The organism is Geodermatophilus sp. YIM 151500 (assembly GCF_025716945.1).
GTDB lineage: Bacteria > Actinomycetota > Actinomycetes > Mycobacteriales > Geodermatophilaceae > YIM-151500.
Map to the genome: position 1 here is coordinate 767,210 of NZ_JAOVZT010000001.1, position 10,706 is coordinate 777,915.

The 10,706-nt window shown below is 75.1% G+C and carries 12 protein-coding genes; 8 read left to right on the forward strand and 4 right to left on the reverse strand.

The window, feature by feature from the left end:
• Positions 1 to 192 precede the first annotated feature (192 nt).
• The 8 genes from OF117_RS03480 (at position 193) to OF117_RS03515 (ending at position 8,324) form a co-directional block, all read left to right on the forward strand.
• On the forward strand, positions 193 to 534 hold the full coding sequence (locus OF117_RS03480) for an NADH-quinone oxidoreductase subunit A (protein ID WP_263551395.1): 342 nt from the start codon (positions 193 to 195) through the stop codon (positions 532 to 534).
• The gene (locus OF117_RS03485; RefSeq protein ID WP_263551396.1) at positions 525 to 1,703 is read left to right on the forward strand and encodes a hypothetical protein; all 1,179 of its coding nucleotides are present in this window, start codon (positions 525 to 527) and stop codon (positions 1,701 to 1,703) included. The genes OF117_RS03480 and OF117_RS03485 overlap by 10 nt, the downstream gene beginning before the upstream one ends.
• The gene (locus OF117_RS03490; RefSeq protein ID WP_263551397.1) at positions 1,700 to 2,635 is read left to right on the forward strand and encodes an NADH-quinone oxidoreductase subunit H; all 936 of its coding nucleotides are present in this window, start codon (positions 1,700 to 1,702) and stop codon (positions 2,633 to 2,635) included. The genes OF117_RS03485 and OF117_RS03490 overlap by 4 nt, the downstream gene beginning before the upstream one ends.
• 2 nt (positions 2,636 to 2,637) lie before the next feature.
• Positions 2,638 to 3,198, forward strand: a complete 561-nt coding sequence (locus OF117_RS03495) for an NADH-quinone oxidoreductase subunit J (protein WP_263551398.1) — start codon at positions 2,638 to 2,640, stop codon at positions 3,196 to 3,198.
• Positions 3,195 to 3,497 (forward strand): NADH-quinone oxidoreductase subunit NuoK, encoded by a 303-nt coding sequence (locus tag OF117_RS03500; protein WP_263551399.1) that lies wholly within the window; start codon positions 3,195 to 3,197, stop codon positions 3,495 to 3,497. The genes OF117_RS03495 and OF117_RS03500 overlap by 4 nt, the downstream gene beginning before the upstream one ends.
• Complete coding sequence (locus OF117_RS03505) at positions 3,494 to 5,359, forward strand: proton-conducting transporter membrane subunit (protein WP_263551400.1); 1,866 nt, start codon at positions 3,494 to 3,496, stop codon at positions 5,357 to 5,359. Before OF117_RS03500 ends, OF117_RS03505 begins: the two co-directional genes overlap by 4 nt.
• Positions 5,360 to 5,420: 61 nt before the next feature.
• Positions 5,421 to 6,911 carry a NuoM family protein gene (locus OF117_RS03510; RefSeq protein WP_263551401.1) on the forward strand — a complete coding sequence of 497 codons (1,491 nt, stop codon included), beginning with the start codon at positions 5,421 to 5,423 and terminating at the stop codon, positions 6,909 to 6,911.
• A 12-nt stretch (positions 6,912 to 6,923) separates the two neighbouring features.
• The gene (locus OF117_RS03515) at positions 6,924 to 8,324 is read left to right on the forward strand and encodes an NADH-quinone oxidoreductase subunit N (protein WP_263551402.1); all 1,401 of its coding nucleotides are present in this window, start codon (positions 6,924 to 6,926) and stop codon (positions 8,322 to 8,324) included.
• Positions 8,325 to 8,327: 3 nt separating this feature from the next.
• Here the strand turns inward: OF117_RS03515 and OF117_RS03520 are convergent, their stop codons facing one another.
• The 4 genes from OF117_RS03520 to OF117_RS03535 all read right to left on the reverse strand — a co-directional run.
• Positions 8,328 to 8,759: an ArsR/SmtB family transcription factor gene (locus tag OF117_RS03520; RefSeq protein WP_263551403.1), complete on the reverse strand. Its 432-nt coding sequence runs from the start codon at positions 8,757 to 8,759 to the stop codon at positions 8,328 to 8,330.
• Between the two features lie 237 nt (positions 8,760 to 8,996).
• Positions 8,997 to 9,563 (reverse strand): DUF305 domain-containing protein, encoded by a 567-nt coding sequence (locus tag OF117_RS03525; RefSeq protein WP_263551404.1) that lies wholly within the window; start codon positions 9,561 to 9,563, stop codon positions 8,997 to 8,999.
• A gap of 79 nt (positions 9,564 to 9,642) precedes the next feature.
• Positions 9,643 to 10,317, reverse strand: a complete 675-nt coding sequence (locus OF117_RS03530) for a hypothetical protein (RefSeq protein WP_263551405.1) — start codon at positions 10,315 to 10,317, stop codon at positions 9,643 to 9,645.
• On the reverse strand, positions 10,314 to 10,706 hold a 393-nt coding region (locus OF117_RS03535; RefSeq protein ID WP_263551406.1), incomplete at its 5' end, for an antibiotic biosynthesis monooxygenase. The genes OF117_RS03530 and OF117_RS03535, both read right to left, overlap by 4 nt.

Genomic DNA, 10,706 nt, shown 5'->3' on the forward strand with positions numbered 1-10,706 from the left:
GTCCCGTCCGCGAGGCCCCATCCCGGAACACCTTCCCGCTCTCCGACCTCCTCGAGAGCCCTTCCACCCCGACGGCGACACCCGGCACGTCGTCGCTGCGTTCGGCCGAGCGCACGGCGTCGTCCGACCGCGTTATCCGCACGACCACACGGGTATGGCGCGGTCCGGCTCGGCGGACGCCAGGGGGTGGGGATGCTCGGTCTGCTCGCGATGTTGCTCGTCGGCGTCCTCGCCATCACGGCCGCCCTCGCGGCGCACCGGACGACGGCCGTGGACGGCCGGCCGCTCACCACGCTGCCGTTCCAATCGGGGTGGAGACCGCGGGAGCACGCGCTGTCCCGCTTCCACGCCCGCTACTACCCGCTGACCCTGCTGTTCCTCGCCTTCGACGTGGAGATGCTCTACATGTACCCGTGGGCCACGGTCGTGGCCGCGGAAGGCACCTCCGCCGTCGTGGAGATGTTCGCGTTCCTGGCCGTCCTCATGGTTGGCGTGCTGTGGGCGTGGCGGGAAGGCGCCCTCCGGTGGACCTGACCGCCCGGCTCGCCCGCGCAGCGGTGGCGCGCGCCTCCGTCCTGGTCGTCGAGGTCCCCGGCTGGGTGAGCACCCGCTGGGCAGCCGCGGCCGAGCTGCGGCGACGCGGCTGGCGGGCAGCGACGTCCCCGGCGGACGCCGACGTGCTGCTCGTCTGCGGTGCGCCCGGCCCTCGGCTGGCACAGGCGTGCGACGCCGTGTGGTCCCAGCTCCCCGGACCGCGCGCGCGTGCGGACGTGGTGGGGTCCGACGCGGTGGGGGCTGCTCTGGACCGGGCGGCCGCCGCGCTGGTCGATGCCGGGCAGCAGCGCCGGGAGGCCCACGGCCGTCCGCTGGAGCCGGTCATGGGTCCTCCGGCGGAGCCGTCGGACGCCGGGGACGGCGACCGGCACCAGGACGGTCCGAACGAGGGCGGCAGTGACCACGGCGACACGGACCACGGCGACACTTATCACGCCGGCAGTGACCACGCCGGCAGTGACCACGGCGACACGGACCACGGCGACGGGGACATGGCGCCCGGCGGCATACCGCTGGCCGGTAGCGGCGGCGAGGACCGCGACGGGTTGGAGATGGACGTGCTGTCCGTGCCCCTCGGCCCCGTGCTCCCGCACTGGCCGGCGGGACTGCTCCTGCACTGCACGCTGGCCGGAGACGTCATCACGGGTGCCCGCGCGGAGGTGCTCGGGCCCGCTGACGGGGTGCCGACGCCGGGCAACCCGCGCGGGAGCGCCCCCGACCGGCTGGATCGTGCCGCGACGCTCCTCGCCCTGGCCGGCGCGGACGCGGCAGCCACCACCGCTGCCCGGTTGCGGGATGCAACGCTGGTCGGCGACGAGGTGGCGAGGCTGGCCGGAGCGGTGGACCGGCTGCACCGACGGGTCCACCGCTCCCGCCTCCTGCGCTGGGCCATGGACGGCGCCGGCCACCTCGACGCAGCGCAGCTCGACCTCGACCCCTGCCGGTCCGGCACGGTGCACGACCGTCTCGTCGGGCTCCTCGCCGACGCCTGCGCGGCCCTCGGCGGCGCGCCGGTCACCCGGACGCCGACCCCGGTCGACGCGCTCCCGACGGTGCTCGCGGGCTTGGAGATGGGCAGCGCTCGGTTGATGGTCGCCAGCCTCGACGTCGATCCCGCCGCCGAGCTCGATCCGGCGGGCGCGGCGTGACCGGCGTCGCCGAGATCTCCGCAGCATGGGCACCGGCGGGCGCGGCGGTGCTGCTGGGCGTCGCCGCGGCCGCGGCCGCTCTCGACGGTGCCCTCGCGGCTCGGGCGGACGGCCGCCCGCTGCGCGCCGGGGTGGGACTGCCGGTCGCCGAGACCGCGCGGCTGTTCCGCCAGCGCCGCCGGAACACCGTCTCGGCCGACGTCCTGCTCCGCTGGATCGGCGTGGGCGGCCTGCTCGTCGTGGCCCTGCTCAAGGCGGCGGTCGTCCCGTTGGGCGGTGCGGTCCTGGCCGACCTGCCGACCGGGCTGGTGTGGTTCAACGCGCTCGACGTCACCGTGTGGGCGCTCGTGTGGCTGGTCGGCTGGGGGCAGAACAGCGCCCACGCGCTCGTCGGCGGCTACCGGTTCCTGGCCCAGGCGCTGGCGTACGAGCTGCCACTGATGTTCGCGCTCACCGCGCCGGCGGTGGCGGCGGCCAGCCTGCGCCCGGCCGACATCGTCGCGGCGCAGGCGGACCTGTGGTTCGTCCTGTGGATGCCGGTCGCCTTCGCGGTGTACTGCCTGGCGCTGGTCGGCTTCTCGGTGTGGGGCCCACTGGAGACGCCGGTGGGGGCCGACGTCGCCGGCGGGGTGCTCGCGGATCTGTCCGGCATCGACCGGTGGCTCGTGCTCGTCGGTCGGTGGACGCTCCTGACGGCGGGGGCGGCGTTCGGCGTGACGCTGTTCCTCGGCGGCGGGGCCGGTCCGCTCCTTCCCGGCTGGACCTGGGTGCTGCTCAAGACCGCCGTCCTGCTCGCCGCACTCGTCGCCCTGCGCCGCCGGCTCCCGGCGCTGCGACCCGAGCGGATCCAGGCCGCCGCGTGGCTGGGGGCCCTGCCCCTGGTGCTGCTGCAGGTGCTCGTCGTCTCCGTCGTCGTCGTGGGAAGGAGCTGAGCGTGGCCGACCTCGTCTTCTGGGTGCTGTCGGGCGTCGCCGTCGCCAGCGGGGTGGCCGTCTTCTCGGTGGACTCGATGGCCCGGGCGACCTACGCGCTCGCCGCCTCGTTCGTCGCCGTCGGTCTGGCACTGTTGCTGTTCGACCTGCAGTTCCTCGGCGTCATCACCGTGCTGATGATGATCATGGAAATGGCGATCATGGCCATCTACATGATCATGTTCATGGGCATGAACCCCGCGCTGATGCCGATGAGCATGGTGCACGACAAGCGCTGGGCGATGGCCGCCGCAGCGGGGACCTTCGTCGTCCTGGCCGCCGGGGCGGTGCTCGTGCCGTGGCCGGACCGCGCCGGCGACCCCGCCGACGACCTCACCGCGGCCGTCGGCGAAGCCATCATGGGCGACAAGATGCTGGTGATGCTGACCGTCAGCCCGGTCCTGTTCGCCACCATCGTCGCCGCACTGGTGCTGGCCCTGCCGAGCGGGCGCTACGCGCGCCTCGGCGACCACCTCGGCCGCCGCACGGCGCCGGCCCGGGACCCCGAGGGGGCCGGGCGGTGACCCTCGAGACCGTCCTGCTCGTCGCCGCCGCGCTGTTCTGCGTCGGGCTCTACGGTGCGATCTCCCAGCAGGTCGTCGTCATGGTGATGATGGGCCTGGAGCTGATGATCAACGGAGTGATCCTCGCCGCCGCCGGCTTCTGGTGGTTCCTCACCCCGGTGCCCGACGGTCAGGTGCTGCTGCTCGTGGTGATCACCGCGATGACGGTCGAGATGGCGATGGGCTTCGGCGTCGCCACCCTGCTGCACCGCAGCCGCGAGTCCGACATGACCGACATGGCCACGGACCTGTCCCGGTGACCGGTGCCTCGCCGACCGGCGCCGCCCTGCTGTGGGTGGTCGTCGCGCTCCCGGCCGTCGTCGGCGCCGGGCTGGCCACGGCCGGCCGCCGGGCCGACCGGCCGGCACCGGCCGTGGCGATCGCCACGGCCGCCGTGGCGCTGGTCGCGGGGACCGCCGTGGCGGTGCTCCGTCCGGCGGTGCGCGTCCCGTTCGTCCCGGGCGCCGACCTCGGGCTCGGGGTCGACGCGCTGTCCGCCGTGGTGGTGCCGACCGTGGCGGCGGTGACGCTGCTCGTGCTGGTCTTCGCGGCCGGCGACATCACCGAGCACCGGGCGCGCTTCTTCGGCCTCATGCTGCTGTTCGCCGCGGCGGTCGCGGTCACCGCGACCGCCACCACGCTGCCGACCCTGCTGTTCGCCTGGGAGGTCATGGGCGCCACGTCGTTCGCCCTCATCGGCTTCTCCTGGCGCCAGGGACACCGGGTCGCCGCCGGGACGACCGCGTTCGTGACCACCCGCACCGCCGACCTCGGGCTCTACCTGGCAGCCGGAGCCGCCCTGGCCGGGGGCGCGGGTCTGGCGCTGGCCGACCTGCCCGATGCCGCGGACCCCTGGCGCGACGTCGTCGCGGCCGGTGTGCTCGTGGCCGCTCTGGGCAAGGCCGCCCAACTGCCGTTCAGCTCCTGGCTGTCGCGGGCCATGGAGGGACCCAGCCCGGTCAGCGCACTTCTGCACTCCGCGGCCATGGTGGCGATGGGTGGGTACCTGCTGCTGCGGACGGCGCCGCTGCTCGCGGCCACCGGCTGGGCCGCCACAGCGGCCGCTTGGGCCGGCGCGCTGACCGCGTTGTTGCTGGGCGCCGTCGCGGTCGCCCAGCGCGACCTCAAGCAACTGCTGGCCGCCTCGACCTCCGCCCAGCTGGGGTTCGTCGTGCTCGCCGCGGGCGTCGCCGCGGTCGCCGGCGGCACGGCTCACCTCGTTGCCCACGCGGCCACCAAGGCCCTGCTGTTCCTCGTCGCGGGGGCGTGGCTGAGCGCGCTGGGCACCAAGCAGCTCGACGCGTTGCGCGGCGCCGCGCGGCGCTGGCCGGCGGTGGGGGTGACCGCGTCGGTCGGCCTACTGGCGCTGGCGGGGGTGGTCCCGCTGTCGCTGTGGGCCACGAAGGACGAGGTGCTCGCGGCGGCGAAGGCGTCGTCCCCGGCGCTGTACCTCGTGGGCCTGGCCGCGGCCGGCCTGTCGGCCGCCTATGCGGCCAAGGTGCTCTGGCTGGTCTGGCAGCCGCTGCCGGACGACGCCGAGGCGGGTCTCGACGACGAGGAGCCCGGCACCCGGCGGATCGGCTCGGTGCAGCGCCGGCCGCTGGGCGTGCTCGCCGTCGGGGCGGCCGTGCTCGGCCTCCTCGTCTGGCCGCCGGTGGGCGAGCGGTTGCGGGCGGCGCTGGGCGAGGCCGGGGCGCCGGCTCCCGGCCCGGTCGAGCTCGCCGTCTCCGCCGTGCTGGCCATCGCGGTGGTGCTCGCCGTCGCGCGCCGCCCGGTCCCGGAGCCGGACTGGGCCCGCTCGTGGCTCGGCCTGGGCACCGCCACCCGGACCGTCGTGGTGTCGCCGGTGCTGCGGCTCGCACACGCGCTCGCCCGGTTCGACGACCGGGTGCTGGACGGCGCCGTCGAGGCCGGCGCGCGCGGGACCGTGCTGGCCGCCCGGGAGGCCGCCGTCGCCGACGACACCGGATTCGACGGCGCCGCCGAGGGCGTCGCCGTCCTCGTCCGCCGGCTCGGCGGCTTCGCCCGCCGGACACAGACGGGGCTGCTGCACCAGTACTACGTGCAGGCGGCCGCCGTGCTCGGTGCGGCGCTCCTGATGCTGCTGGTGGCCACCACGTGATCCCGCGCGTCCTCCGCCCCCCGACACCGAACGACCGCAGCCCCGAGGAAGGGAGGCGGACGTGCTCAGCGTGATCGTCTTCGTGCCGCTCGCCGCGGCCGCCGTCCTGGCCGCGGCGCCCGGCGTGCCCGACCGGTGGGCCCGCTGGGCCTGGCTCGCGGTGTCCACCGTCGAGGTCGCCCTCGTCGCAGTCGTCGTCGCCGGTTACGACACCCCCGCCGCCGGTGGTCTGGCCTTCGAGGAGCGCGTTCGCTGGATCCCGTCGGTGGGCAGCAGCTACCACGTCGGCGTCGACGGGCTGTCGCTGCCGCTGCTCGCGCTCACCGCCGCGGTGTTCACGGCCTGCGCCGGCCACGCCGTCCGCGAGGAGCACCGGCCGCGGGCCCAGGCCGCGCTGTTCCTGTTCCTCGAGTTCACCTGCTTCGGGCTCTTCGTCGCCCAGGACCTGATCCTGTTCTTCCTCTTCTTCGACCTGTCCATCGTCGGCATGTACTTCGCGATCGCCGGCTGGGGTCACGGCCAGCGGGCGCGATCAGCGATGAAGTTCTTCCTCTACACGTTCCTCGGCAGCCTGGCGCTGCTGCTCGGGTTCATCGGCCTGTACCTGGCCGCCGACCCGCACACCTTCGACATCCCCGAGCTGGTCGCCGCGGCCCCCCTGGCCGGCAGCCCCGGGGTGGGCGGGCTGGTCCTCGCCGCGCTGCTGCTCGGCCTGGCGGTCAAGACGCCGACGGTGCCGTTCCACACCTGGCTGCCACCGGCGCACACCGACGCCTCCGCGATCGGCTCGGCGGTGCTGGCCGCGATCCTGCTGAAGATGGGCACCTACGGGTTCGTCCGGATCGCGATGCCGGCGCTGCCCGACGCGTGGCGCGCGTGGTCGTGGGCGATCCTCACCATCGGCGTGGTGTCGGTGCTGTACGGGGCCCTGGTGGCCCTGGCCCAGACGAACGTCAAGCGGATGATCGCCTACACGTCGGTCAACCACATGGGGTACGTCGTCCTCGCCGTCGGCGCGGCCGGGGTGGTGGCCGACGGTGCCCGGGAGGCCCGCGAACTGGCCGTCACCGGCGCGGTCACCCAGATGGTGAGCCACGGGCTGATCACGGCCGCGCTGTTCCTGCTGGCCGGCGTGCTGCAGGAGCGGACGGGCAGCTACGAGATGGACCACTACGGCGGTCTGGCCGGTCCCGCGCCCCGGTTCGCCGCCCTGTTCGCCATCGGCGCGTTCGCATCGCTCGGTCTGCCCGGCTTCAGCGGCTTCGTCGCCGAGTTCCAGATCTTCGCCGGCTCGATCGGCGCGACGTGGGGAGCGGCGCTGGCCCTGCCCGGCATCCTGGTGACGGCGGCGCTGTTCCTGCGCGCCTTGCAACGGGTGTTCACCGGTCCCACGCGAGGCAAGTCGCACGGTTTCGGTGACCTGCGGGCCCACGAGCTGTGGCCGGTGGCCGCCCTGTTGACCCTGGCGCTGCTGATCGGCGTCGTGCCGTGGCCGCTGCTCGACCTCGTCGCCCCTGCGTCGGCCACGGTCGTCGACCTCGTGAGCCGGTAGCCGCCCGTGGACATGCAGCTGGCTGCTCTGCTGCCCGAGGCATGCCTCGTCGTCGGCGCGGTCGCCGCTCTGCTGGCGGGCTCCTTCCTGCCGCGCACCCGGCAGTGGGGGGCCCGGCTGATCGCCGTCACCGCCTTGGTCGCGTCCGGCGCGGCGACCCTCGTGGTGCTGGGCGACCCGGCGCGGACGGTGATGATGTCTGCGTTCGCCGTCGACACCGCCACCAACGTCGTCCGGCTCGTCGTGGTCGCCGGCACCCTGCTGGTCATCGGCCTCGGCGTCGACGAGCTCGCCGGGCAGCAACGGGAGAGCGAGACCTACGCGCTGCTGCTGCTGTCGGCGCTCGGCGCGAGCGTGCTGGGCGGCAGCAACGACCTGCTGGTCCTGGCCGTGGCGTTCCTGCTCACGAGCATCCCGCTGTACGCGCTGATCGGCATCCGCCGTGACGCCGGGGCGGCGGAGGCCGCGCTGAAGACGTACCTGCTGGGCGCCCTGTTCGGCATCCTCCTCCTGCTGGGTCTCACCGTCCTGTACGGCGTCGGCGGGGCCACCGCCTACGCCGCCCTGGCCGACGGCCTGCGGACGGCGCCGGCTGCCGCCACCGCCGCCGGGGCGGTGGGGGTGGTGGCCGGACTGATGTTCAAGGCCGGCGGGGTACCCGGGCACTTCTGGGTCCCGGACGCGGCGCAGGCCGCGGGCACGGCGGCCGCCGGCTTCCTGACCACCATCCCGAAGGTCGGTGCGCTGGTGGCGGTCTACCGGCTCGTCGTCGGCCTGCCCGACACGGTCGCCTGGTCCCTGCTCGTGGCGGTGATCGCAGCGGTGACGATGACCCTCGGCAACCTGGCCGCGCTCGCCCAGCGCGACGTGCGGCGGCTGCTGGGTTGGTCGACGGTCAGCCAGGTCGGCTACCTCCTCCTGCCGGTGGCCGTCGCCGGGCGCACCGACTCGGCGCTGCCCTCCCTCCTGCTCTACCTCGCCGGTTACGCCGTCACGAACCTGGCCGCCTTCGCCGTGGTGGCCGCCGTACCGGAGCGGCGCACGGTCGACGACCACCGTGGACTGGCCGCCACGTCGCCGTGGCTGGCGGCCGCCCTCGTGGTCAGCCTGCTCAGCCTGGTCGGCACGCCGCCGACCGCGGTCTTCCTCGGCAAGCTCACCGTGTTCACCGCGGCCTGGGACGGCGGCCTCGCGTGGCTGGTGGTCGTGGCCGCGGCGAACACCGTGGTCAGCCTCTTCTACTACCTGCGGTGGATCGGGCCGGCCTTCCGCGCCGCGGGCGGCGCACCGCAGGACGGGCAGCGCCGCCCGTACGCCCTGGTCGCCGCGGTCCTGGCCGCGGCGTGCGTGCTGGCCCTCGGCCTGGCGGCCGGCGCGGTGTCCCCGGTGGTCGAGGGCCCGGTCGCGCGCTGACGATCAGCTGGCGCCCTCGTCGTCGGGCGCCGCCTTCGACAGCTCCACCAGCTGACCCAAGCAGTGCCGACGCAGCGGTTCGGGAAAGCCCTCGGCGAGCCGGTAGTACAGCACCCGCCCATCGCGGCGGTACGTCACCAGCCCCGCCGTGCGCAGCACCCGCAGGCCGTAGCTGGCCGCGTCCTCGCTGACGTCGAGCGCGAGCGCCAGGTCCCCCACGCACAGTTCGTCGACCACGTCGAGGGCGTAGAGCAGCCGCGCCCGGGTGGGGTCGGCGATGAGTCCCAGGAGTCCGGTCAGCCGCATGACGTCCTCGCGGTCGGGCAGCCGGCTCCGGGCGGACGCGACGCGCGCCGGGTCGAGCGGATGGCCGTGCTGCTCCGGCCGTGCTGGCTGCTCCATGACCGCCGTGTAGCCGCCGCCGCGCACGACCATGCACGTCACCGCGGGCGCGACGTGCGTGCACGTGACCGACCTCGGCCGGGAGGGACCGTGAGGAATGCTCAGCGGGTTCCGCTGGCGCGCAGCCGGTCAGGACGAAGGATGCCGCGAGCAGCGCGCGGCGGGACGGGTGGGCCAGCACGGACAGCATCCGGGAGGGGTCGGGCGGGACGCGGCGAGGGACGGTGGTGCGGGAAGCCCGGGCGTGCCGGGCCTCCCGCAGGGCCGCGCTCATCCGCCGAGGTCGGCGAGCAGCTGCCGCATCTCCTCGATCTCGGCCCGTTGCGTCTCCGCGATGCCGCGGGCGAGGTCCACCGCCTCGCGGTCCCGGCCATCCGCGACCTCCGCCTCCGCCATCTCCACCGCCCCCTGGTGGTGGGCGATCATGGCCTCCAGCCACATGCGGTCGAACGCCGCGGCGTCCGCCTCCGCGAGGAGGTCCGGGTCCGCGCCGGCCCCGTCGCGGTGCTCGCCGTGCTCCATCGCCATGCCGCCGTCCGCCGGTTCGGCACCCCACTCGGTGAGCCAGCCGGTGAGCAGGTCGATCTCCGGTCGCTGGCCGGCCTCGATGCGCTCCGCGAGATCGCGGACGCGGGGATCCGCGGCGCGTTCGAGCACCATCTCCGACATCACCAGGGCGCCTTCGTGATGCGGGATCATCTGCTGCGCGAACGCGACATCGGCCTCGCCGGCGGACGTCGCCTCGCTCGGTGGCGTCTCGCCGCACCCGGTGAGGGCGGCGAGGCCGACGACCAGGCCGGCGAGCAGGCTCCGGGCGCCGATGGGTGGGTTCGTCACGTCTCTTCCTCCGTCTGTTCCGTGGGTGGTCGGACACACCGACGACCCGCCCGGGGGTGGGGGGTCGTCGCCGGTCCGGTCACAGCCGGAGCAGGCAGAGCTGCGCGAGCGACGGAACGGAGGGGAGGAGGCAGCGGGCGCGCGACGTCGGGACGACGGGCCGCGCGCGGTCCGGGGACGGCGGACCCCGGCGCCACCGGACGGCTGCACGGAGCGCGCAGCGCACACCCACTGCCAGCAGCGCGACCAGGCAGACCGCCACGACCGCCGACCCCTGCGTGCCGGTGGGGGGTGAGCCGCTGGGCAGCAACTCGCCCGGGTCGTCGTCCGCGGAGAGGCTCGCGGCGTGCAGCACCGCGTCGTGCGCCGCTGGCGCGTGGGCGGCAGCCAGATGTGCGGCAGCGTGCCCGCCGCCGCGAGGCACCGCGGTGCACGTCAGGCCGTGCGCCACGACGACCGAGGCCAGCAGGAGCAGGACGAGCAGCCAGCCCGCCGCTCCACTCCGCTGCACGACGTCGACCGTACGACCCCTCGCGCGCGGCCCGACGGCACGGGCGCTCAGCGGCGGGGGGTGCAACCAGCCGGAGAAGAGGCGGGTGAGCCCCGGCATCACGACGTGGCCGAGCAGCAGCACCACGACCATCGCGGACACCAGCAGGCGCAGCGGCATCGGCCAGCCGCTGAGGTGCGGCAGCACCAGCACCTGCATGAGCGAGGTGATGGCGAAGACGGCGGCGACGGTGAGCGCCGTCATCCGCCAGCGCGGGCCCGGGAGCGGCGGACGGGTGAGAAGCTGTCGAGACCCGCGACGCGGACGAAGCGCTCCTCGTCGACCATCCCCCGCAGCTGCTCCAGCGCGGACCGGCGCTGCGGCGAGGCCTCCCACGCGGCCAGCGACGCCTCGTCGGCGAAGCGGTAGACCAGGTGGTACTCGCTGCTGCCCTCGCCGGGGTGCAGCAGGGTGGCGCCGAGGTTGCCGGGGAAGGCCGCGGCCACCGCGAGGATCTCCTCGGCCCAGCGCTCGAACGCGCCGCGGCGTTCCGGCCGCACCACCCGGGCGGCGGTCACGGTCACCGGCTCCGCCGCGGCGGTGGGCGTGGCGGTGGGCGTGGCGGTGGGCGTGGCGGTGGGCGTGGCGGTGGG

Excerpts from the sequence above, each read along its gene's own strand:
- OF117_RS03480 (WP_263551395.1), top strand. The coding sequence starts at position 193 with ATGCTCGGTCTGCTCGCGATGTTGCTCGTCGGCGTCCTCGCCATCACG.
- OF117_RS03515 (WP_263551402.1), top strand. The coding sequence starts at position 6,924 with ATGCAGCTGGCTGCTCTGCTGCCCGAGGCATGCCTCGTCGTCGGCGCG.
- OF117_RS03520 (WP_263551403.1), bottom strand. The coding sequence starts at position 8,759 with ATGGTCGTGCGCGGCGGCGGCTACACGGCGGTCATGGAGCAGCCAGCA.
- OF117_RS03530 (WP_263551405.1), bottom strand. The coding sequence starts at position 10,317 with ATGACGGCGCTCACCGTCGCCGCCGTCTTCGCCATCACCTCGCTCATG.